19 protein-coding genes are annotated in these 22,918 nt (G+C 49.1%); 3 read left to right on the plus strand and 16 right to left on the minus strand.

Annotation, left to right across the window (positions count from 1 at the left end):
• The first annotated feature begins 13 nt into the window (after positions 1–13).
• On the plus strand, positions 14–562 hold the full coding sequence (locus tag ACQY69_RS05900) for a hypothetical protein (RefSeq protein ID WP_428259397.1): 549 nt from the start codon (positions 14–16) through the stop codon (positions 560–562).
• A 220-nt stretch (positions 563–782) separates the two neighbouring features.
• Positions 783–1,253, plus strand: coding sequence for an IS200/IS605 family transposase (tnpA, locus tag ACQY69_RS05905; protein WP_428259399.1), 471 nt, complete (start codon positions 783–785; stop codon positions 1,251–1,253).
• A 145-nt stretch (positions 1,254–1,398) separates the two neighbouring features.
• Here the strand turns inward: tnpA and ACQY69_RS05910 are convergent, their stop codons facing one another.
• Genes ACQY69_RS05910 through ACQY69_RS05920 form a run of 3 tightly spaced genes read right to left on the minus strand, consistent with a single transcriptional unit; the run spans position 1,399 to position 3,515 of the window.
• Positions 1,399–1,830 carry a DUF3842 family protein gene (locus ACQY69_RS05910; protein WP_428259400.1) on the minus strand — a complete coding sequence of 144 codons (432 nt, stop codon included), beginning with the start codon at positions 1,828–1,830 and terminating at the stop codon, positions 1,399–1,401.
• Positions 1,831–1,879: 49 nt separating this feature from the next.
• Entirely contained in the window at positions 1,880–2,419 is a 540-nt protein-coding gene (locus ACQY69_RS05915; protein WP_428259401.1) for an FmdE family protein, read from the minus strand.
• A 13-nt stretch (positions 2,420–2,432) separates the two neighbouring features.
• Complete coding sequence (locus ACQY69_RS05920; RefSeq protein WP_428259402.1) at positions 2,433–3,515, minus strand: PTS transporter subunit IIC; 1,083 nt, start codon at positions 3,513–3,515, stop codon at positions 2,433–2,435.
• 208 nt (positions 3,516–3,723) lie between these two features.
• Here ACQY69_RS05920 and ACQY69_RS05925 point away from each other — a divergent pair, with 208 nt between their 5' ends.
• Positions 3,724–4,272: a transcription repressor NadR gene (locus tag ACQY69_RS05925; protein WP_428259404.1), complete on the plus strand. Its 549-nt coding sequence runs from the start codon at positions 3,724–3,726 to the stop codon at positions 4,270–4,272.
• Here ACQY69_RS05925 and ACQY69_RS05930 read toward each other — a convergent pair.
• The 13 genes from ACQY69_RS05930 to ACQY69_RS05990 all read right to left on the minus strand — a co-directional run bounded on the left by ACQY69_RS05930 (position 4,265) and on the right by ACQY69_RS05990 (position 22,912).
• Positions 4,265–5,626: an MATE family efflux transporter gene (locus ACQY69_RS05930; RefSeq protein ID WP_428259405.1), complete on the minus strand. Its 1,362-nt coding sequence runs from the start codon at positions 5,624–5,626 to the stop codon at positions 4,265–4,267. The two genes, ACQY69_RS05925 and ACQY69_RS05930, sit on opposite strands and share 8 nt — an antisense overlap.
• Positions 5,627–5,771: 145 nt before the next feature.
• On the minus strand, positions 5,772–7,127 hold the full coding sequence (locus tag ACQY69_RS05935; protein WP_428259407.1) for an aspartate aminotransferase family protein: 1,356 nt from the start codon (positions 7,125–7,127) through the stop codon (positions 5,772–5,774).
• 33 nt (positions 7,128–7,160) lie between these two features.
• Complete coding sequence (locus tag ACQY69_RS05940; protein WP_428259409.1) at positions 7,161–8,951, minus strand: sigma 54-interacting transcriptional regulator; 1,791 nt, start codon at positions 8,949–8,951, stop codon at positions 7,161–7,163.
• Between the two features lie 128 nt (positions 8,952–9,079).
• Positions 9,080–10,771, minus strand: a complete 1,692-nt coding sequence (locus tag ACQY69_RS05945; protein ID WP_428259410.1) for an MBL fold metallo-hydrolase RNA specificity domain-containing protein — start codon at positions 10,769–10,771, stop codon at positions 9,080–9,082.
• A gap of 84 nt (positions 10,772–10,855) precedes the next feature.
• A complete protein-coding gene (locus tag ACQY69_RS05950) occupies positions 10,856–11,065 on the minus strand; it encodes a hypothetical protein (protein WP_428259411.1) in 210 nt (69 codons plus the stop codon).
• A gap of 291 nt (positions 11,066–11,356) precedes the next feature.
• Positions 11,357–11,965, minus strand: coding sequence for a DUF3267 domain-containing protein (locus tag ACQY69_RS05955; RefSeq protein ID WP_428259413.1), 609 nt, complete (start codon positions 11,963–11,965; stop codon positions 11,357–11,359).
• A gap of 23 nt (positions 11,966–11,988) precedes the next feature.
• Positions 11,989–13,218, minus strand: a complete 1,230-nt coding sequence (locus ACQY69_RS05960; protein ID WP_428259414.1) for a saccharopine dehydrogenase family protein — start codon at positions 13,216–13,218, stop codon at positions 11,989–11,991.
• Between the two features lie 63 nt (positions 13,219–13,281).
• The gene (locus tag ACQY69_RS05965; RefSeq protein WP_428259416.1) at positions 13,282–14,646 is read right to left on the minus strand and encodes a Na+/H+ antiporter NhaC family protein; all 1,365 of its coding nucleotides are present in this window, start codon (positions 14,644–14,646) and stop codon (positions 13,282–13,284) included.
• A gap of 390 nt (positions 14,647–15,036) precedes the next feature.
• Complete coding sequence (locus ACQY69_RS05970; protein ID WP_428259417.1) at positions 15,037–16,428, minus strand: sigma-54 interaction domain-containing protein; 1,392 nt, start codon at positions 16,426–16,428, stop codon at positions 15,037–15,039.
• A 130-nt stretch (positions 16,429–16,558) separates the two neighbouring features.
• Positions 16,559–17,851 (minus strand): histidinol dehydrogenase, encoded by a 1,293-nt coding sequence (gene hisD / locus ACQY69_RS05975; protein ID WP_428259419.1) that lies wholly within the window; start codon positions 17,849–17,851, stop codon positions 16,559–16,561.
• 177 nt (positions 17,852–18,028) lie between these two features.
• Complete coding sequence (locus tag ACQY69_RS05980) at positions 18,029–19,510, minus strand: MFS transporter (protein ID WP_428259420.1); 1,482 nt, start codon at positions 19,508–19,510, stop codon at positions 18,029–18,031.
• Positions 19,495–20,973 carry a stage IV sporulation protein A gene (spoIVA, locus tag ACQY69_RS05985; RefSeq protein ID WP_428259422.1) on the minus strand — a complete coding sequence of 493 codons (1,479 nt, stop codon included), beginning with the start codon at positions 20,971–20,973 and terminating at the stop codon, positions 19,495–19,497. The genes ACQY69_RS05980 and spoIVA overlap by 16 nt, the downstream gene beginning before the upstream one ends.
• A gap of 76 nt (positions 20,974–21,049) precedes the next feature.
• Positions 21,050–22,912 carry a DUF975 family protein gene (locus ACQY69_RS05990; protein ID WP_428259424.1) on the minus strand — a complete coding sequence of 621 codons (1,863 nt, stop codon included), beginning with the start codon at positions 22,910–22,912 and terminating at the stop codon, positions 21,050–21,052.
• Between the last annotated feature and the right edge of the window lie 6 nt (positions 22,913–22,918).

The raw sequence follows: 22,918 nt of genomic DNA on the forward strand, positions 1-22,918 counted from the left end.
AGGAGGACAAGCAATGCTGGATTTAAGCAGACCTAAAGGGGTCCCTACTCTGGATCCCGACCGCACGGAAAAGAGAAAAAAATTCGAAGAATTCGTCAGAAACTGTAAGCTCAATCTTCCTGAAGAGGTGGCAGAGCTCTTCATAGACTACACACGCTGGATATGGGAGTACAAATGCGTCGGAGCCGTCAGCAAATTCTACTGCGATCAGACGATTTTCCACGGTGAAAACGGATTCACTTCGGTAGGATTCCAAGCTACCATCGCCTCTACGCTGGGCGCCGTCTGCGCTTATCCCGATCAGGTAAACGAATTCGTCGACATAATAGTGGAAGGCAGCGAAGAAGAGGGATATCATTTCGGACAGTCTTCCATCATCGGCCTGGAAAATTCAGGCTGGAGCAAGGATGGCCCGCCTACCGGCAAATGGCTGGGCAAAGACGGCGTTCCCGCCTATTCCATATGTGAACTGACCCTCAAAAAGATAGACGGCCGCTGGCGTGTCTATGAAGAATGGGTAGTTGAGGGAACGGAAGTCCGCAGGATGACCCAGCAGTCCTGATATCACAAAGTGTATGATAATAACAATGAAGAGAGCCTTGAAGGAACAGCAGCCGCATCGCTGCCGTCCCCGCAAGGCTCTTTATTGTATAAGGAAAACCACGTGATAGTCACGTGGTTCAAAGGAGCTTAAGCGATATATTCAGGAAGAAAAACTCCTAATGTGTATAATAAAAACGTGACCTGCCAGTTACGTAAAAACACATTAGGAGGACAGTAAAATGACAAAGCAAAATACTGACGTAAAAAGTTTAGCACATACAAAATGGAACTGCAAATATCATGTAGTGTTTGCGCCAAAGTATAGGAGAAAAGTATTTTACAATGAGAAAAGGGAAGATATAAGAGATATCATAAGGACATTATGCCAATGGAAGGGAGTAGAAATCATAGAAGGAGAAATATGTCCGGACCATATACATTTGTTGCTAAGTATACCACCAAAGATGAGCGTTTCAGGATTTATGGGATATCTCAAGGGAAAAAGTTCATTGATGATATTTCAGAAGTATGGAAATATGAAATTTGCATATAGAAATCGAGAGTTTTGGTGCAAGGGATATTATGTAGATACAGTAGGGAAAAATACAAAAGCGATAAAAGAATATATAACCGGGCAACTAAAAAGAGATAGAGAAAGTGATCAGTTAAGTATTTTTGACCCAAGAGACCCTTTTAAGGGTGGCAAATAATTGATGCGTGGCTGGCAGGCCAATGAAAGGCACACTTGTGTGCTGCCAGTAGTATTAGGGCTATGCCCGAAACTGAAATACCCCCTGCTATGCAGGGGGATTATTATTTTTCCGCTTCTCCTCCGGATCACCACCTGCCCGTGACTTACCGGGACATCGCTTCACTCTCCATCTTTATGTACTCTCCCAGCGCTTTCACAGCATTGTCCACATGTTCGCTCACCGAGAGATTTTCCACGCTGACAACCTGGATATGACACCTGTTGATAGGAAGCAGTATCTTGTATGTATGGCTGCCTCCGATGGCCGATGCCATAGCCGGCGACAACTCCCCCATCATGGAATTGGCATTGAGGATGCCGATGACTCCCATGACTACATCAACGTGATTCATGTTGTGGACTATGGCGTTCTCTCCTGTGGCCCCTTCATCGGCTCCGGCTTTCAGCATCTGACCCGTAGCCGTCGAATTGGTGCCCAGAGCGATGACCGTAAGGTCCGGGAAGGCTCGCTTCACCTTATCGACGATAGCCCTGCCTATTCCGCCGCCCTGTCCGTCCACGACCGCTATATTCATATCTCGCTCCTTTCTCCACAGCCTTTCCGCATTCCCGCACTGCATCAGTCTACCAGCCTCTGTCGTATCCGCCGCCTTTCTCCTGGAAGCAGTCGATACACACCGGCTTTCCGTCCAGCACTCTCATCTTCGTCTCCGCTGCAGCTTCGCCGCACAGGTGACACTTGACCGAATTCAGCCCTCTCGCCGGCTCCGGAAGCTCTGCGCGAGGCTTCCCTTCGGCAAAGATTTCTCCTATTGGTGCTGTCAGCACATATTCTATATACTGGGCGCCGCGTAGTCCTTCCTTTTTATCCCTGGCCATCAGTCTGAAGCTTTCACCGGTCTTCCTGTTGAAGAAACTGAAGGCAAACTTTCCCGTACCGCGATATATGAGATTTCCCTTTCCCAAGGTACAGCCTAAGACGAATTGTATGCCGTCTACTCCGCAGGCATCGTTCTCCGTAACGCAGACGATCTCCTCGTCCTCTGCCCTTTCCACGCCGAAACGGCGCTGCGCTTCCATAGCAGCCCTCACTCCCAGGGCCAATCCTCCGCACGTGTGTCCGTGAAACGCCACGGCCTTTTCCCATATCTCCATGTTCATCATGTCAATGCTCCAATCACAGCTCCAGCTTGTAATCTCCGTCCTTTATCTTTCCCATTTTCCTCAGGGCCCTGTCTATTATCAGCGTCAGGATCGCCGGAAGGAATATCTGCAAAAGCAAGACCTTCCACAGTGTATCCAATGAAAATCCCATGTCGGTAAACGTCCCTATCTGACCTACAAGTCCCGACGTTCCCATCCCGGCGCCTACAGCAATATTAGTCATCTTGAATATGCAGGTGGAAATGGGGCCGATGATAGCTCCCGCCAGTGTAGCCGGTACCAGTATCCACGGGTTCTTTATGATATTCGATACCTGCAGCATAGACGTCCCCAGGCCTTGCGCCACCAGTCCTCCCGCGCCGTTCTCTCTGTAACTCGCCACTGCGAATCCCACCATCTGAGCACAGCATCCTACGGTAGCCGCTCCTGCCGCCAGTCCGCTCAGATCCAGCATGATACACAGCGCCGCGCTGGATATGGGCGCCGTCAGCACCAGCCCCACTATCACTGATATCACTATTCCGAAGATGAAAGGCTGCCATTCGGTTGCTGTCATGATCACATCCCCAAGACGCATCATGCACCAGCCTATAGCCGGTCCCGCCAGTTTGGCAACGATAGCTCCTGTTATCAATGTTACAGCAGGAGTCACCAGAATGTCAACTTTTGTTTCTTTCGACACCATCTTTCCGAACTCGGCTCCTACCGCCACTGCCAGGAAAGCTCCCGCCGGGCCTCCTGACACCTCTATCCCGAATCCCAGCATAGTCGCACCCATCATTCCCGTCACGACACTGGTGAACAGCACCAGCGGCGGCGCCTTGAGGCTCCATGCCACAGCCACGCCGATGGCCGCGCCCATGTACTGCTGGGCGATACCGCCTACTTCAACGAAAAACGATGACACCATATTCTCTCCGAACAGATTCGCCGTCTGCTCTCCAATGGTGTTGAATATGACTCCTATCAGCAGCGACGCAAACAGCCCCAGCGCCATGGCCGACAGCGCGTCCTGCAGATATCGCTTCACCGATATCTCTATATCCTTCCGTTTGAAAAAGCTCTCCTTCTCCTGTACGCTTCCCTTTGTCTCCATATCGACTTTCTCCTGTAATGATTTTCTCTCGCGAAAGGCTTCCCGACACCTGACCGGCCGCCGCCTTTCGCAAACGATACATAAACTTACCGTATGATTTTACCAGAGTATATATACATATATCAAGACACTTATATACATTTAACATTTGATTGCTTTGCTCCATTATGGTATCATCATCTTATCTTGGAAATGAGGAGGGGTCATCATGAAAAACAACAACGTCGGTGAAAGGACAGCCGCCGACAGAAGAGAATATATAAAAAAGATGCTCAATGGCTCTGATGAGCCTATAACAGCCGCCAGATTCGCCCGCGAGCTTTCCGTCAGCAGACAGATAATCGTCGGTGACGTAGCCCTTCTGCGGGCCTCAGGCCTGGATATACTGGCCACTCCCAGAGGATATATCATGAACGGACCTGACAGCGCTCCCGATTTCCCATTTATGGGTATCATCGCCTGCAAACACAGCCCGCAGCAGCTCCGAGATGAGCTGTATACTATCGTGGACTTCGGCGCCACTGTCATAGATGTCTCCATAGAGCACGCCATATATGGCGAGATCTCTGCAAAGCTGGGTCTTTCCTCCAGATACGACGTCGACCAGTTCATCTCCAAGGTTGAGATGGAAAAGAATTCGGCGCCGATCAGTTCCCTGACAGACGGCATCCATATCCATGCCATCGGATGCAGAGACAGAGCCACCTTCGACCGTATCAAAGGCGCTTTATCAGAAAAAGGCATCCTCATCAGCTGACAGCTTCCCGCCCCTGCTTTCCGGACACGATCCGCTTTCCTGCCGCCATGTAATATATCACCCCAGTCAGATCTGCCAATATCCAGCCTATTGGAACGGACCACCATATTCCAACGACCCCTATGGCCGGTATCGCCGAAAGGATATAGGCCAGGCAAACGCGAGTCCCCAGGGATATCACCGTCAACATCAGAGACATTCCGGCCCTGTTGAAGGCTCTGTAAAGGCCATACAGCATGAACAGTCCGCCTATCCCAAAATAAAACACGCAGACTATCCGTAAATACGATACGCCTGTCTCCACGATATCAGGCTCCCCGTCTCCCACGAACAGTTCCATCAGCTGTCCGGCGAATATGAGCAGCACCATTGATATAATGACAGAAAATGCGACCATCATCATTACAGCGACTCGCATCCCGCGCCTTATCCGCTCTTTCTCCTGCGCACCGTAATTCTGGGCGATGAATGTAGAAAAAGCATTGCCGAAATCCTGCAGCGGCATATAGGCAAAAGCGTCTATCTTAGCGGCTGCCGCAAAAGCCGCCATTACCACCGCTCCAAAGCTGTTGACAAGTCCCTGGACCATCAGGATTCCAAAATTCATTACCGACTGTTGCATACACGTCAAAAATGAAGCCCCTGAGATCTCCCTCAACCCGGCGCCTGTTATCTTCAGGTGCCGCCTCTGTGGCATCATCTGCGGACACTTTCTTATCGTGTATACCATGCATCCTATGCCGGAAAACCATTGGGAGATTATCGTCGCCAGCGCGGCGCCTTCCACTCCCCACAGGAACACGATAACGAACACAAGATCCAGCACTATGTTCACCACCGCGGCAATACCGAGGAAAATCAGCGGCGTCATGGAGTTCCCCACAGCTCTCAGCAGCGACGCAAAAAAGTTGTACAGGAATGTTGCCATGATGCCGGCGAATATCACCAGCAGGTAACTTTTCATCGCGCCATACACTTGATCCGGCACCGACAGCAGTCCCATTATCTCATCCGCCAGAAGGTAGACCAGGATGTTTATCAACGCTGAAAAAACGAAGATCATTGCGAAAGATGTGAAAATGTTCTCTTTAAGCCTGTCCCATCTCTTTTCACCGTATCTTATGGAAAAAATGGCGCCGCTCCCCATAGACATTCCCAACAATATGGACGTGAGAAATGTCATCAGCGTATATGAGGAGCCTACCGCTGCCAGAGCGTCCACACCCAGAAAGCGACCCACTATCAGTGTATCTACAACGTTATACAACTGCTGAAGCATGTTGCCGCATATCATGGGGAACGCAAATAACAATATTCCTTTTGTAACAGAGCCTCTTGTAAGATCCAGCTGCATTTTTCTCCCTCTGAAATATATCTGTCTGTCAGAAAGACGCGCGTAACCGGACGCGCGCCCAAAAAATAGCGGTGTGGAATTTCCGCACCGCTATTTTAAACGCTTTACTCAACTTTGCTTTTTTGCTTTAGTTAATATACTTGGCTTATTTCGCGCAAGCCTTGATGGAGTTCTCCAGGATCTCCAGTCCAGCGTTCAGCTGTTCATCAGTTACGCACAGAGGGCAGAGGAATCTGATAACGTTATTATACGTACCAGCAGCTTCCAGCATAAGTCCGTGGTTCATAGCGTCCTGAACGATAGCGCCAACCAGTTCAGCGTCAGGAGTCTTGGATGCCTTGTCCTTTACGAACTCGATACCCATCATAGCGCCCATACCTCTTACGTCGCCTACGCACTCATACTTATCCTTCCACTCGTTGAACTTCTTCATTGCGATGTCAGCGATGTGCATAGCCTTTGCAGGGTAGTCATCTCTTTCCATAACTTCAACAACCTTCAGAGCCGATGCAGCCGATACAGCGTTAGCACCGAAAGTACCGCCGATAGTGCCGCCGGTTACAGCGTCCATGATCTCAGCTCTTGCAGTTACAGCCGACAGAGGCAGGCCTGCAGCGATGGACTTAGCAGTAGTCATGATGTCAGGAGCGCATCCTGCGTCAGCGAAGTACTGGGAAGCGAACATCTTACCGCTTCTTGCCCATCCGCACTGTACTTCGTCGCATACCATGAGGATTCCGTGCTTGTCACAGATCTCTCTTACAGCCTTTACCCATTCGATAGGTGCAGGGATGAATCCGCCCTCGCCCTGTACAGGCTCGAATACGATAGCAGCGCAGGAATCATATGGAGTAGCTTCTATGAATACTTCTTCCAGTTTGCCGATGTAGTATTTGATAGCTTCCTCTTCAGTCATGTTACCAGGAGCTCTGTAGAGGTTCGGGAACTCAGCTCTGTAAACACCATCAGGGAAAGGACCCATGCCTATGGAATAAGCCTTCTTAGCCGTCATGGTCATTGTAAGAGCAGTTCTTCCGTGGAACGCGCCTGTGAATACGATGATGTTAGGTCTTCCAGTGTAATTTCTGGCGATCTTTACAGCGTTCTCGTCAGCCTCGGAACCGGAGCAAACGAACATAGTCTTCTTGTCGTCGCCCTTAACCGGTACGATCCTGTTCATCTCCTCAGCCAGCTTTACATAGCCTTCATGAGTCGTGATGTTGAACATGGAGTGGAAGAACTTGTCAGCCTGTTCTTTAACAGCTGCGATGCACTCAGGGTTGCTGTATCCGATGTTGAGTACGCCAACTCCTCCTACCCAGTCGAGGAAGATGTTTCCGTCTACGTCTTCGAACATAGCGCCTTCGCCTCTTTCGATAACAGCTTTGTAAGCCGTTCCGATCCCGTTAGGAACTGCCTTAGCTCTTCTGTCCAGGATAGCCTTAGCCTTAGGACCAGGTAATGTTCCGGTAACGATTTTAGGTAATGCTTCTCTTAACATAACAAACCTCCATAAAATAAAATTATATAAAAATTAATTTATATCGAGTTCTGCGAGCTTTCTGTACAATGTAGCTCGTGACAATCCCAGTTCTTTTGCGACGGTTTCCTTCACTCCATTATGTTGTTTAAGTTTTTTCGTTATTATCTCCTTCTCGTAGAGCTTTACCTGCTCAGCGAGGGGTCTGTCCAGATTCCTGAATCTGTCCATCTCCTCTTCTTTTCTCAGGATACGAGCCGGAACTTCTTCCATGGTTATGACATTGCCAAAAGCCATGTTGGTGCCGTATTCAACAGCATTTTCCAGTTCTCTGACGTTTCCCGGCCAGTCGTGATTCATATAAAGTTCCTCCACCTCAGGAGAAAATTTTTCTATATTTTTATTCATAAAGCTGTTGTACTTTTTCAGGAAATGGTACATCAGCAGCTTTATATCGTCTTTTCTTTCACGAAGAGGCGGTATGGAAAGCGGTATGACGCTCAGCCTGTAGTACAGGTCTTCCCTGAACCTTCCTTCTTCTATCAGCTTCTCCAGATCCTTGTTAGTGGCGGCGATGACCCGCACATCCACCAATATGCTCTTGCTGCCTCCGACCCGGTCGAATCTCATGTTCTGAAGCACATGAAGTATCTTGACCTGGAGATGGAGAGGCATGTCTCCTATTTCATCGAGGAATATAGTCCCTCCGTCGGCAAGCTCGAACTTGCCTTCCTTTCCCTTTTCGCTGGCACCTGTAAAAGCTCCCTTCTCATATCCGAACAGCTCACTTTCCAGCAGATTCTCCGGTATAGCTCCGCAATTGACCGTCACGAAAGGCTTATCCTCTCTGGCGCTGGCATAATGTATCGCCTTGGCGAACATTTCTTTTCCGGTGCCGCTCTCCCCTGTTATCAGCACAGTGGAATTGCTCCTGGCCGTTATCAGAGCCTGCTTCTTGGCCAGCATTATATTCTCGCTTATTCCTATGATATCATCTACGGTGTTCTTTATCTTCCTCGTATTGAAATTATACACGAGTTTTTGCGCTTCTTCAATATCTCTGAAAGAAATTACCACACCGTCTATCTCATCGCCCGACATGAAAGGTTTCACCGTCACGATGAAATGATGTTGTTTACCATCTACCTTGAAGATCTCTTCATTCTCTATGTATCCTCTTCCGGTATCCAGCACCTTTATAGCCGGACTTCCCGGCATTATGCTGCTTATATGTCTTTCGATAAGGTCTCCCTTGTTTGTGCCGAACAGAGCCGCAGCTCTGTTGTTGCAGTGCTTCACATAGCCCTTTCGATCCAGTGCGAATATCCCCTCGTGAGCCGTCTCCAGCACCGTGGACATCTCGTCCCTGATCACTTCGGCGTTTTCCAGGCTCGCTTGCTGATCAGCTTTGGCTGCCAGCAGATCAGCCATCTTTTCGACAAAGACTGTCATGCTCTCACGCTTATAAAGGATGATGTGCCTCTGCTCCTCTGTAAAGGCCACCAGACCTATTATCCCGATGATATCTCCCTTGAGGATTATGGGAGTGCAGATTTCGGCAAGTTCTCCCAGCCTCGTATTCCCTACGACGGGCATATCATATCCCTTATAGTTCTGCGCGTCTTCAACATACTGAGTCTTCCCCGTACGCAGTACGCTGGCATACAGGTAATTACCCTCCAGATTCCCGTCTTCCTCTTCTTTTCCTATCCGTCCGTGGTAATAACCTGTACCTCCCAGGATCCTCAGTTTGTTATCAACGATTTCAACTTCAAGACCTACAGCTATACTGATGGCCTCGGCAACCTGCTGCACACTTTCCTTAATGCCGCTCAAAACAGACATTCATATCACCTTATCAAATATAATATTTCTAAATACCTGTCTCTATTTTAACACATTCAGCGAGCGTTTCAAAAGGATTTAACGGGTTTTGAGTATACTTTTTCTCATTTTCGATACTTTTGTTGCCATTACGTCATATCATTTTGCTGTCCCGTCTGGCTTCCTGTCTTTTCATCCTCCAGATCGCTGACTGCCGCGCCCAGATTGATAGTCGACTTTTCCAGTTCGAGAACCATGTTGTTTATCTCCGTAAGCTCCTTCGGCGACATATCTTCTCCCACGGCCAGCTTCGTATTGTAGAGAATATCCTCTATTCGCCTGTGGATATCGAACAGGTTTGTCCTGAGGCTGCCAAGCATCTCCTCGTCCACCTCTTCCTCCATGGCCTGATCCATGCTGACTATCTCGTCCTTTTCCAGCACGTACTCGGAATTTCCCTTCACCACTATCGGATGATAGCCCAGCTCTTTTTCCACTGTTTCGGCGAAGGCTTCCTTGGCTTCAGGCTCGCCGTGTACCAGGAAGATATGCTTCGGCTCCTTCTGGAAACCCTTCAGCCACGCCAGCAGCCCGTTCTTGTCGGCATGGCCCGAAAAACCTTCCAGATTGTATATCTTGGCGTTGACCTGGACCTTTTCGCCAAAGAGGGTCACTTCTTTGGCTCCATCCAGTATCATCCTTCCCAGGGTCCCCTCAGCCTGATATCCGACGAAGACGATGCTGGACTTCCTGTTCCACAGGTTATGCTTCAGATGGTGTCTTATCCTTCCCGCGTCGCACATGCCGCTGGCCGATATTATCACCTTCGGCTCCGGGTTGGTATTGAGCCATATGGATTCCTGACTTGTCCTGGTGAACCTGAGGTTCTTGAAGTCGAGTGGATTGTCGCCTTTTGCTATGTATTCCTTCGTCTCATTGTCGAAAACCTGGGCGTTCCTCTTGAAAACCTCTGTGGCCGTGGTAGCCATAGGGCTGTCCACGTAAACCATTATATTCTCAAAGGCCTGACGATATCCATTGTCGGTCTCATAGACTCTGTTGAGCTCGTATATCAGCTCCTGAGTCCTTCCCACCGCAAAGGACGGTATCACCGTCGTGCCTCCCTTTGCAGCCGTGTCCCTGATGATGTCCATCAGCGCCTTGACATTCATTGAATTTTCCGGATGCACCCTGTTGCCGTAAGTTGTCTCCATGATGACGTAGTCGGCCTTCTTTATGATAGTCGGATTGCGCAGTATAGGTCTTTCCATGACACCCAGGTCTCCCGAGAAGACTATCTTGGAAACGTTGTCGTTTTCCGTCACCCACAGCTCCGTTATAGCCGAGCCCAGTATGTGTCCGGCATCGTTGAAGACTATCTTCATCTCCTCATTGAGCTCTATAAGCTGGTCATACAGCACCGGCTTCACATAGGTGAGGGAATCAACCGCATCGTTGAAGGTATACAGCGGCTCCACCTTTGGCCTGCCGGCTCTTTCATTTTTCTTGTTCTTCCACTCAGCTTCCTTCTCGTGTATGTACCCGCTGTCCTTCAGCATCACATCCAACAGATCCGCTGTAGCGTCAGTACAGTATATGGACCCCTTGAATCCACGTTTTATCAGCAATGGGATCCTGCCACAGTGATCTATGTGAGCGTGACTCAATATCACATAATCTATCTCCGCCGGATCGAACGGGAAATCCTCATAATTGAGCGCTTCCTGTGCCTTTCCTCCCTGGAACTGGCCGCAGTCCAGCAGCACCTTGTGATTCTCCGTCGTTATCAGATGACAGGAGCCTGTCACACCCGTGGATGCCCCGCAAAACTGTATCTTCATATGTTATCCTCCTTCAAGTACGGTCGTTATCGCATCATCCGCCCGGACCGTTCAAAAGCCCGCTTCCTATCTGCCATTATTATACTACCCGCTGCGGATAATTACCATGAAAATTATCCAAAAGGGCTGCCGGGATATGGAAAGCTCCAGGATGTCAGACACACCGCTCAGCATCTGACAGATATCAGGCATGACGCCACGTCGGATCTTAAATATGCCTAAAACACTGCTTTCTGACGCGCTTTTGGCATATTCACTCCATCTCACCACTCCTGCCGCCAGATGATATGCCAAACTCCCGAAACGGACACAGGCCTTTTGGCATTCCCGCCGCCTGTTTTCCATGAAAATATGCCAATTCCCCGCTGCGAAAAAGGACTTATAAGCATATCATCCTCGAAACAGAAGGGAAAAACTTCCCTTTATGCCTATAAACCCTTTCGGCAACCGTATTTTTGGCATATCTGACCGCAGTCAGCCATTCCTAAATCCGCCACATTTCTGCGCCACCACGGAAATATGCCAAAGAGCCGCCCGCCAGACTTCTTCTGACGCGCGGCTCTCTGCTGTTCATCGCGGATACGATCATTTATCTGCCTGTTGGAAAGGCGGAATGCAATACACTTTCGCTCCTGACATCTGTACTCTGTAAAAGGGAGGAACATTTCCCAATGTCTTCATCACATTCATAAAATCCTTCCCTGCAGTTATCATTCCAATGAACCCAATGGAAAACAAAGTTTTTGCCAAATATGTATAAGGAGAAATGTACAGCCATATGAGAAGAGGCAGCAGCCCCAGTACCAGGCTCGGGAAAAGACTCATGAAAATGAATCTTCCTCTGCTCATGGACTTGTCACTGGTGACGAACATCTTGGCCGGTTTCATCATCTGATACAGCTCCACCCGGCTTCCTTTCGGGAAGCAGATACCGTGAAGCAGCTCATGGGGCAACAGAAGCATGCAGCCTATCACTATGCCAAGTATACTGAACATCATCGGGGTGTCTTTTATTGTCACGTATTTTATGGAAAAGATGACGATAGGCACTATCATAGCCATTATACAATAGAAGGCTGTAGATTTTCCTTCCTTTTCCATCACTTCCGGATCTATGTACTTTACCGCTCCGTGCGGGACATTACCCGTGATTTCTCCGTAGTTCTCTATAATACCCTTATTACATATCCTCATATGGCTTCTCCTATCTGATTCTCCTATTTAGGCTTATACATCTCACGTCTCAGCTGCGTGAAATCACTGCCGGAAAGCGGAGTCTTCTCCACGCAATACACCGGCATCTGACGCCTGGACAGTTCTTTGAAGTAAGGGATCGCCGGGATTCCTTTTTCCGCGCCGAATGCCCCTCTTTCTGTTATCTGTCCATTGTATATCATCTGAGCTACTATCGAAGGCGGTACGCCTGTATCCAGAGCACCGGCCATGAACCCCCACTTTTCGCTGGTCCTGATGACGCATTCAACCATTATCTCCTTCTCGATACCATCCTTTGTACCAGTCACTACTGCCCTCAGAACATCGCAGTCGTTCAGTTCTCCGTCCTGACTTCCATCGTAATTTTCCAGGTACTTGTTCACTACCGCTATCATTGTCCTGAGAGGGTTCACATCCTGGCCCTGTACGGAGACAGGATCCTCCGTCGCGAATCCCAGACCTGCCAGGAAGCTTATCCTTTCCTCAAAATCCTCCGAAAGCGAGAGTTTGAAGCTGGCGTTCTTTATACCTTTTTCCTTGAAGGAGCTGGCAAACTGAACAGGCTCGGAGTGGATGCAATAGAATGCTTCTGCAGGGCCGATCGGCTCAGTGAAGTCTATGATCTCTCTTCCGCTGCCTGCAGGAACCGGTTGCAGGACTCCATCTTTGAGTATCCATGGTTCCAGCGTATGTTCTTCCATTACCGTAAGCAGAGAGTAAGGGATACCGATTATGGCGTTGGTCCTGGTGAAATCCCCGCAGGCACAGATGGCCTTGGCTTCTTCTATGGTATCCAGCTTGCTGGCCGCGTATCCTGCCATGACATTCATGGTACCCGGTGTGCTGCCCATTCCCAAAACAGCTGTGAGGCCGGCTGCCTTGAATTCTTCATCCAGTTCCAGCTGCTTCTTGGTAACGTGGAACAAACCACCCAGGTCGATATAGTGAGCCTTTACTTCCAGACACGCCTTCATTATATCTATGTTCCAGTTATACTGTACGCAGTTGAGAACGATATCAGCACCCTTTATCACCTCGACCAGTCTGTCATGATCGCGGACGTCCAGCTGTACGGCCTTAAGACCGAATTTCTTAGCTACGTCCTCAGCCTTTTTCAAATCGTAATCGGCGATAATGATCTCCTTTTCACCCGGGCTCAGCTCCGCGTCGCACAGATCCGTGCAGCAGATATTTCCCTGTAACCCCGCTCCCAGAATAACTAATTTCATCATGATGATTCTCCTTTCTATTATCAGCTTTCATTTACAGCCTTTATTCGATATAAGTTGATATTTTTAACATGTAAGGAACCCTGCTATCAGGTATCCTATGATGGCAAATCCTGCACATATCAGCGCATATGGCAATTGAGTCAACGCGTGATCCATGTTTTCTATGCCTGATGCCGAAGAAGACAGTACCGCAGCATCGGAGTAGAAACAGCCGTGTGCTCCGAATGTAGCCGAAGACAGTATCGCCGCTACAGTGATCAGCGGATCAGCGCCTACCGCAGCTCCCAGCGGAACTATGATAGGTATAGTAACTGCCGGCACTCCCCAGCAGCTTCCCGTTACGAAGGAGAGCAACGCTACGAGCACGAACGCTACAGCCGGCAGTATAGCCGGTGAAACATACGGTGCAACCGAATCTATTATAAAATCAGACATTCCTATATGTTCGAGCACTTTCTGCAAAGTCAGCGCGGAAACGATTATCCCGAACATCAGCATCATATCCCCGAAACCGCCGATAAACGCATCGGAAAATTCTGAGAAAGTCAGCCTTCTCTTTATCATGTACATGGCTGAAGCCACTACCGTACCGATAACGACTCCTACCAGAAGATCGACATCAAAATACAGTGTACCTGCTATCAGAGCCAACATCGGAATGACGAAATCCCATACGCTTGCAGCGTTGTCAGGATCGTAATCCTCATTGAGATTAAACTTCCTGCTTCCCTCGTTATATGTCATCCCGGTCTCTGCGGTTCTCTTGTATGCCTTCTTCATGGCTCCAAGCTTAGGCACTATCCCCAGGATAACAAACGGAACGATGATCGTGGATGCAATAGCGTAAAACGAGAACGGTATCGTGCTAACGAATATATCCATACCCCCCCCCAGGTATTCCAGGGTAGGCTCCTGTTCCAGCATTCCCGCCCAGTATACTGCCTGAGTCGAAATCGGTATCAGCATACATACCGGTACGCCGGTTGAGTCTATGATGTACGCCAGCATCTCCCTCGGCGTTTTCTGCTGGTCGCAGACTGTCCTCATGGCATTGCCGATGGTCAGTACGTTCAGGTATTCGTCTACGAAAATTATCAGTCCCAGGATCCACGCAATAAACATGGATTTCTTTTCCGAATCGGAATATTTAAGCACCAATCTGGTGAAGCCGGATGTGGCCTTCGCCTTTCGCATTATGGCGATAAACGAACCGAAAAGACCTACGGTGAGTATCATCCATATGTTCCCGGTGTCCGATAATACTTCATACATGAAATCCAGATATCCCCAGAAGAATCCCGTACCATATGCGATGACAGAACCTATCAAACCGCCCAGCAACAGCGCTTCCAATGTTTTCTTGGTTACAAGCGCGAATATTATTATAAATACAGGCGGCAGCAATGTAATGATTCCATAGCTATCCATTTTTCCCTCCTTCACAATTCCTATTATCCGAATAATACTTCATTTTCAACGCGCACTATTATCTAACGCAAAAAAGCTGCCAACATGGCAGCTTTTTTCTTCCACTTGTCGCCCAAAACCAACACAACCATTGATTTTATGCGGTTTTCAGAAACAGACATTTTTTAATTTTCAGAAAACATTCGACCGGTCCATTTTCACATTCTGCGATTTTCTCACATTATAAAGCGTATATTTTATAACTATGTTGCGTTTAATTTACTTTTAACGCATATTTGCGTCGCTTTTGCAATATTTTCGCACTATTTGCCTGTTTTTAACGCAATTTTGCGTTAATCGTTACGCAGAATTGCGTCGCGCAAAATATCACATTAAAGTCAAAAAACTTTTTTATCTGATCCCATATCTGGCAAGCTTCCTGTTAATGGTACTTCTGGTCGTCTGAAGACGCTTTGCCATTTCCCCGGTATTCCCACAATCGGCATATACTTTTCTCAGCAATTCAGCCTCAAAATCCCTGACCATCTCATCTATCGACCCGGTGATCTTATAGTCCGCATCCGGACCGGCCCCGCGCTCTTCAAATATATAACTGCTCACGTCATTGGCCGTTATCACATTCCCATCTCCCACAACTATCAGGCTCTCTATCATATTTTCCAACTCCCGCACATTTCCCGGCCAGGAATAAGCCAGCATTTTTTTCTGCGCCTTCGGATCTATCCATTTATGTGTTTTGTATTTTCTGTTGAATTTATCCACAAAATCCTTCGTCAGCTGTACGATATCTTCTTTCCGCTCCCTGAGAGGCGGTATGTTTATCGATACCACACCTATCCTGTAATACAGATCCTGTCGGAACTTCCCCTGAGCCGCCATTTCTTTCAAGTCACTGTTGGATGCGGCGATTATCCTTATATCCAGCTTCACAGGCTTATCGCTTCCTACCGGCATCATTTCCCTCTCCTGTATGACCCTCAGCAACTTCACCTGCAAATTGAAAGGGATAGAATTTATCTCGTCAAGAAATATAGTCCCGCCATTAGCCATGCCGAAATATCCGCTTTTCCCCTCTTTGCGAGCTCCTGTAAACGCTCCCTCCACATATCCGAACATTTCTGATTCCAACAAATTGTCCGGTATCGCTCCACAGTTGACTTTTATAAAGGGGCTGTCCGCGCGGGAGCTCTCCCTGTGTATCATATCGGCCAACACTTCCTTACCGGTGCCCGATTCGCCCTGTATCAGGACAGTGGTATTGAGTCTGGCTACTTTATGAGCCATTTCCACCGACTGCTTCATGTTCTGTGACACGGCCGTTATTTTCCTCGAAAATCCGCTGGCTTGTCTCAAGCGTTCCAGTTCCTGCTCATATTTTTGATTCAGTTTCTTTACTCGCATGAGCCGCTCTCTCGTCTTTGCCAACTCCGTCACGTCGCGCTCACAGGCTATCACCAGCTTGAGCCGTCCATCCTCATAATATGGGACCCCGGTCACCAACAGCTCCCTGTTATCGCCGGTCTTCTGCACCAACACTTCTTCTCTTCCGCTCATCAACACTCTGCTGCTTACGAATTCGCTGCAATAGCCTTCCTTCACCAGATCGTCTATATTCCTTCCGATCAGCTCATCCATCTTTTTTCCGCCGTTCTTCTCCACCGCTTTGTTGACTTCCAGAATAATGCCTTTCGTATCGACGACAAAAATACCATCGTCAATATTGTCGAGCACCGCTTTATAGTCTTCTGTTTTTAATTTCGTACGTCTGTCACTGCTGTTCATAAAGACCTCCTGCATCTGCCACATATACTGCAACGTCATGTACTTCTGCCGGTATCAGCATCATCTATACATCCATTCCATCAAAACGAAATGGATGTATTTTCCGGTAAAAGCCCCGGTTCGTTCATCTTCACTTGTCTTTTCTTCCCGAATGCTTCTCCATCCGTATCTCCGCCGCTCTGGCATGACCAACCAGACCTTCACCTCTGGCCAGGCTGGATACCAGAGGGGCTATCTTCATCATCGCATCAGCGCTCATCGTCTGATATGTACATATTTTCAGGAAGGTGCCTGTCCATACGCCTCCTGTATACCTGGCCGCGCCCAGAGTAGGCAAGGTATGATTAGGTCCTGAAGCATAATCGCCGAACACTTCGGCAGTATTACCGCCGATGAACAGAGAGCCATAATTTCTCAACCGACTGACTACGGCATCTTCCTCCTCTTTTCTCACGTTCACTTCCAGGTGTTCGGGAGCGTATCCATTGGCATACTCCACAGCTTCATCAAGTGAATCTGCCAGCAGCACTTCACCGAAATCATTCCACGAACTGGCTGCGATATCCTTCGTATCGAGCTCAGGAAGTTGTTTTTCAACAGCTTCCATCACTGCTGTCCCAAGCTTTTCATCAGTGGTGACCAGGATCCCCTTAGCCTCTTTATCGTGTTCCGACTGAGCCAGCAGATCTGCAGCGATGATATCCGGATCTGCTCCGCCATCAGCTATTACCAGCACCTCGCTGGGGCCTGCCACGAAATCTATCCCCACTTTACCATAGCACTGCCGTTTTGCTTCGGTCACAAAGCTATTGCCGGGCCCCACGATAAGGTTCACCGGCCGGATCTGTTCAGTTCCATATGAAAATGCCGCGATAGCCTGAGCTCCGCCCACAGCATAGATTTCGTCCACACCGGCGATATCCATGGCTACCAGCGTCTTCGGATGTACTTTGTCCGTCCCCTTTATCACCGGAGAACAAGCTGTGATACGTTCTACACCGGCTATCTTGGCCGGTATCCCCAGCATCAGCGCGGTGGAGTACAACGGATACCCGCCGCCAGGCACATAACAGCAACATGATTCCACCGGTATGACCTTATGCCCGAGCTCCATACCCGGCTCGGGAGAAAAGCCATCCAACACCCCTATAGTCTCACGTTGAGCCTCAGCGAACGCTCTTATATTGGCCGCCGCCCGACGTATATCATCTATCTCCACATCAGGCACCGTCTTATACGCCTCCTCTATTTCTTCTTTCGAGATCCTCAGCGCCGTCCTGTTACAGCTGTCGAATCTGCGGTTGTACTGAAGGAGCGCCGCGTCACCATGCGTTCTCACTTCATCTATTATTCCTTTCACCGTTTCAGTGAGCTTCGACCTGTCCTGTTCTGTTCTCTTTTTGGAAGCTTTCAATTCTTTCATCTTATTTTTCCTTCCTCGTTCGATTCATCGCTTTATCATAATAATATATAAAAAATCCGGCGATTGTCAAGTGGTGCCAGGCATGACAGACAGCTCTGAGTCTTAACTGTCAAGACAGACAGCCCTGAGATAATCCCAACAACAATCGCCTGCATCTGAAGTAAATAACACTCCCCCTTATTTCCGCTTCAGAGAAACGAAGACACCTCCTGCACAGATGCCCGTAAATATGATAAACGATATCCTTATGACCTTTATCAATGTTTCTGCCGGAGCCGCTGCCAGAGCCATCTCTCCCGCCAGTGCCGACACTGTCACCGTCACGATGACCATGCTGAGAGTATGGCCTATCGATCTCATGGTAGCCAGTACCGACGATGCCACACCATACTCCGCTCTGTCCACACATGACATGACCGCATTGGTATTTGGCGATGAGAACAGTGAAAACCCTACACCGGTGATCACCAGAGCCGTGATGACGAGCGCCAAATGAGTCTCCTCGCTCAGGAAGATGAATATAAACGTACCCGCCGCACAAAATGCCATCCCTGCCGACGACATCTTGAACGGTGAGAACCTGTCGGAAAATCTCCCCATGACAGGTGAAAGCGCTGCCATAATGGCAGGTTGGAATATCATGATGAATCCGGCTGTCTGCGATGAGTAATCCATCACTACCTGCAGATATATGGAGACCAGATAACTTATGGCAAATGTCGCTCCGTAATTGAGCATCGCCGCCAGGTTAGAAAATCCATATCCCTTATTCTCACGAAACAGCCTCACGTCCACTATCGGAGAGCTTGCGTTCAGCTCGTGGACCACAAATACAACACCCAGTATGACACCCGCCACAGTCAGAAGTACGGGAACTGCTCCACTTCCTATTTCAGACAGCCCATACATCATCAATACGATAAATGCCACATATATGACATTCCCGGCAAGGTCAGCTCTGCCGCCCTTTCGTATCTTCATTCCGTCTCCGGCCTGCTTGTCCCCGGCCAGGCCGGCCACACGCCTTTCGCGAGGCAGCTTCAGCAAAGCGGTAAAAAAAGCCACCGCGCCCAGGGTTCCTGTCAGCACGAATATGGACTGCCACCCCAGATTATGATTCAACAGTCCTCCTACTACAGGTCCCGCCGAAAGTCCCACATACGTCGATGCCAACGAATATCCAAGGACCCGTCCTCGCTGATCTCCGGGGAAGGCATCCACCAGGATAGCCGTATTGGTGCTGAATATCATAGACGCTCCTATGCCCTGCACTATCCTTGAAGCCAGCAGCATAGCCATAGATGTGGAAAAAGCAGCCGCGCCGCAGCAGATAACAAATACGACGATACCGACGACCAGAACTGTTTTCCTGCACGTCATGTCTGCCAGCCTCCCAAGCGGCACCGAAAAAGCGGCTACCGAAAGTGTATATCCCGTTATGAGCCAACCTACCGAGCCTGCGCTCACTCCAAACTGCTGACCTATATCCGGTACCGAAAGATTCAAAGCGCTGCCTGTAAAGGTGGTGATAAAAGCTGTTATCACCACCACCATTATTATCGCTCTCTGTTGATTCTTTTCCATGGTATTATTATATACCACGAAAGGCTCAAATACTAATATTTCCTCCGCCGGACGGCACGTCAGATCACGATACATATGAAATACTCTTTGCCTTCATCGCTTATCTTCTGAAGAGAACGCTGCATCTTGACTCTGATGTTATCCGGAACGCCGGCTATCTTGGTCTCCATCTGTTCCGCCACCATCTCGTAAAGGGATTTTCCGAAGATATTGGTGTCCCATATCCCATTAGGCGAGTTCTCCATCTCCTCTTTCAGACTGGCCACCAGATCCTCTGACTGCTTCTCGCTTCCCACCACCGGAGATATCTCCGTCGTTATATCCGTCCTGATGATATGAAGCGTAGGAGCCTTTGCCGTTATCTTTATCCCGTACTTGCTTCCCTGCTTGAAGACCTCCGGCTCATCCAGCACCATTTCATTCAGCTTCGGCTCCACGATGCCATAGCCTCTTTCTTCCACCTGCTCCATGGCGCCCTTCAGCTTATCGTAAGCCCGCTTGGCCTCTGCGAACTCCTTCAACAGTCCGAAAAACTGGTAATCATCACTGACACGGGTACCCATCAGCTCGGTCACTATCCTGTAGTAGAGGTCACCAGCCATGTTGAGCCGCAGCTCTATTTCCCCGGTTCCCATGTCTATATTCCTTATCTCGGTGCTCTCTATGGTATCGCCGTCGGCCAGCTCATCGGCGGCGCTCCTGAACTCCTCTATGGTATCAAAGCTATCAGCCCAGCTCCTGATGCTCTCCGTCACCTGCTCTTTCAGCCAGTGATCCGGCTCAAGCCCCTCCATATATCCCGGGATACCAAAGACCACTTCTCTGACCGGGAACCTTCCCAGTATTTCTGTCATGATCCCATTTATTTCGTTCTCCGTGGCCCTGGCACAGTCCACTCTGGTCACAGGCACCCCGTATTTCCGCTCCATGGCCTCCGCTATCTCCCTGGTGGATTCCGATGAAGGATGAGTGGAATTGAGCAGCACGGCAAAAGGCTTATTGAGCTCTCTCAGCTGTTCTATGACCCGCGCTTCAGCTTCCTCATAGCTGCCTCGCTCCATAGTGCCTATCGACCCGTCGGTAGTGACGACAATGCCTACCGTGGAATGATCCTTTATCACCTTTTCAGTCCCCAGTTCAGCTGCTTCTTCAAAGGGGATACGCTCGTCGCTCCACGGCGTCGACACCATTCTGGCCTCCCCATCCTCCATATGCCCCATAGCTCCCGGTACCATGTATCCTACACAGTCGACCATCCTTATCTTGAGGCTCACATTCTCTTCCGGTTCCAGCCTGACTGCTTCCGCCGGGATGAATTTGGGCTCCGTCGTCGTTATGGTCCGCCCTGTGCCGCTCTGTGGCATTTCGTCCAGTATCCTCTGCCTTTCATATGTATTATTTACATTGGGGATGACCATCAAATCCATGAACCGCTTTATGAACGTGGATTTTCCCGCCCTCACAGGCCCCACCACTCCTATGTAAATGTCGCCGCCTGTTCGCTTGCCTATGTTCTCGTAAATGCTTATATTTTCCAAAACAAATACCTCCCCATGTACTCCACTGTAAATCAATACAGTATATGAGGAGGCATCGTTTTTATTCTCCATTATTTCATGATTTGTCGAAGGCCTCAGCCGCTATTTCCTCCACGACAGCTGCCTTGTCCCTGTAATTGGTGATACCCTTCCCTTCATTAGGGTGACTGGAAGAATATATCTGATCTGTGATGAAAGCACATACCAGCACCAGGCAAACCGGGATCAGCACCTTGAGCTTTATCTTCCTTATGATATTATCCAGGGCCGGAGCCAGCAGATAAACTATGGCCATGCCGCCCATACCGAAGGTCAGCAGACCTTCTCCGCATATCCGTCCGTTGAGATTGAGAAAATATCCGCTGTAGTCCCACCATCGCTGTCCGAATATCATCTCCAGGAAAAATGAAGTGAAATACTCCACGAAGCCGCACAGCACGATGGCCGCCACGAACTCCGCCAGAGGATTCCTCCTGAACTTATTCAGCAATACCAGTATCATGACGCCGCCCGCTCCATATATAGGCAGCCACGGCCCGTGAAGAACCCCTCTGTTGACAAAGACTCCGTCTTTGACCAGATGAAGGCTCACCTCCCACATCCATCCTATCAGTGAAAAGATGAAGAACAGCAATATCAGCGAAAGTATGGAATAATTCCTTATGTAATGAGGTGTATCCAGGCTTATCCTCCCGGCCAGTTCTGCTGACGGGAACAATCGTTCCGGATACTGCTCCCCTCTGAATATACTCTTGAGGCGTCTGATATTGTCGTTCCTGGCCTGCAGCTTCTCATACTCCAGATCACGCTCCGTGCCCAGCAGCATCACGCCCAGCCAGTTTTCCAGAAAACCTCTCAATCCTGTCGGCTTCTGCACCTCCGGAACCGGCTCGCTGATATACTTCATCACATCTCCGTAGCTTTCGGCCATCTCATACACCTCAGGCCTGCGGAACAGATATGTATCGTCCAGTAACTGAGCTCCGGGTATGCCGTTCTCCTTGGCCAGCCATCTCAATTCCGTATAATACTCGCAATACACAGCCGTCCTGTAGGCATTGGTGTAGAATACTGATGCCAGGCCCAACGTCACATAGTCAAGCAGGAACCATGGGAGGAAACTGAGGAATATCTTGAAACACTCCCACTTATGTCCCTTCATCATCCTTCTGGAAAGGGTTATGGCTTCATTTGCCTTGATATCAGGGTTTTCCGCCACTATATAAGGCACCAGGAAATACGAATAATGCTTGATAGGTATCCCGATTATGGTAAATGCCCACAATGTCCTGTAGACACTCAGCAGGAACATGGTGAAAGCCGACTTTGTCCATTTTCGCGACCGAGGCAGATACCCCAGCCTCGTCAGCGGTATCTTCTCGTATATCCGTCCTTCGAGGAAAAAGCGCCGCGACGTCACAACAAAACAATCTTTCACAAAAAACAGCAGGCATGCGTGAAACATCATAGACAGCACGATGAACATTATAGCGACAAAGCTCTTGGAGCCAAACACATGGTCGGCCTTTTCGAATATCTCCACGTATATTTTCCCTGAGCTTACGGAGTTGGCGATATCTGAAAAGACACCCTTGTCGCGCCCCAATATCTTGCTGTCGTCGTTTTCCTTTATCTCAGTTTCCAGCTGGCGGGACATCTCGCGCCCCTCACGTATCTGCCCCATGAGTAGCTCATCGATGATGCCTTCCACCACGTCGCTGTTAGCCATACTCAATCCCAGACCTATTCCCGACACCGACACATTGAGGGTCTCATATCCTTCGTCTTCGCTACTTCCGCCATTAGATCGCAATATGTCCAATGACGAGCCGAATTCAGCTCCTATGAACACCGCGAAAAGGCATATGGCCACGAACAGCCAGTAATGCTTTTTCAATGACTGCTTCGCGCTTTTCTTCAGTTCTTTTCTCTCTATCATATTATC

Source organism: Gallibacter sp. Marseille-QA0791 (genome assembly GCF_965119705.1).
In the GTDB taxonomy this organism is placed as follows: Bacteria; Bacillota; Clostridia; order Peptostreptococcales; family Anaerovoracaceae; genus Lentihominibacter; species Lentihominibacter excrementipullorum.

Bases quoted from the DNA above. Each gene is read 5' to 3' on its own strand.
- ACQY69_RS05930 (WP_428259405.1), bottom strand. From the start codon at position 5,626: ATGCAGCTGGATCTTACAAGAGGCTCTGTTACAAAAGGAATATTGTTA.
- ACQY69_RS05915 (WP_428259401.1), bottom strand. From the start codon at position 2,419: ATGATGAACATGGAGATATGGGAAAAGGCCGTGGCGTTTCACGGACAC.
- ACQY69_RS05945 (WP_428259410.1), bottom strand. From the start codon at position 10,771: ATGAAGATACAGTTTTGCGGGGCATCCACGGGTGTGACAGGCTCCTGT.
- ACQY69_RS05920 (WP_428259402.1), bottom strand. From the start codon at position 3,515: ATGGAGACAAAGGGAAGCGTACAGGAGAAGGAGAGCTTTTTCAAACGG.
- hisD (WP_428259419.1), bottom strand. From the start codon at position 17,851: ATGAAAGAATTGAAAGCTTCCAAAAAGAGAACAGAACAGGACAGGTCG.
- ACQY69_RS05900 (WP_428259397.1), top strand. From the start codon at position 14: ATGCTGGATTTAAGCAGACCTAAAGGGGTCCCTACTCTGGATCCCGAC.
- ACQY69_RS05965 (WP_428259416.1), bottom strand. From the start codon at position 14,646: ATGGATAGCTATGGAATCATTACATTGCTGCCGCCTGTATTTATAATA.
- ACQY69_RS05960 (WP_428259414.1), bottom strand. From the start codon at position 13,218: ATGATGAAATTAGTTATTCTGGGAGCGGGGTTACAGGGAAATATCTGC.
- tnpA (WP_428259399.1), top strand. From the start codon at position 783: ATGACAAAGCAAAATACTGACGTAAAAAGTTTAGCACATACAAAATGG.
- ACQY69_RS05990 (WP_428259424.1), bottom strand. From the start codon at position 22,912: ATGATAGAGAGAAAAGAACTGAAGAAAAGCGCGAAGCAGTCATTGAAA.
- ACQY69_RS05935 (WP_428259407.1), bottom strand. From the start codon at position 7,127: ATGTTAAGAGAAGCATTACCTAAAATCGTTACCGGAACATTACCTGGT.
- ACQY69_RS05940 (WP_428259409.1), bottom strand. From the start codon at position 8,951: ATGTCTGTTTTGAGCGGCATTAAGGAAAGTGTGCAGCAGGTTGCCGAG.
- ACQY69_RS05955 (WP_428259413.1), bottom strand. From the start codon at position 11,965: ATGAGGATATGTAATAAGGGTATTATAGAGAACTACGGAGAAATCACG.
- ACQY69_RS05970 (WP_428259417.1), bottom strand. From the start codon at position 16,428: ATGAACAGCAGTGACAGACGTACGAAATTAAAAACAGAAGACTATAAA.
- ACQY69_RS05980 (WP_428259420.1), bottom strand. From the start codon at position 19,510: ATGTATCGTGATCTGACGTGCCGTCCGGCGGAGGAAATATTAGTATTT.
- ACQY69_RS05910 (WP_428259400.1), bottom strand. From the start codon at position 1,830: ATGAATATAGCGGTCGTGGACGGACAGGGCGGCGGAATAGGCAGGGCT.
- ACQY69_RS05925 (WP_428259404.1), top strand. From the start codon at position 3,724: ATGAAAAACAACAACGTCGGTGAAAGGACAGCCGCCGACAGAAGAGAA.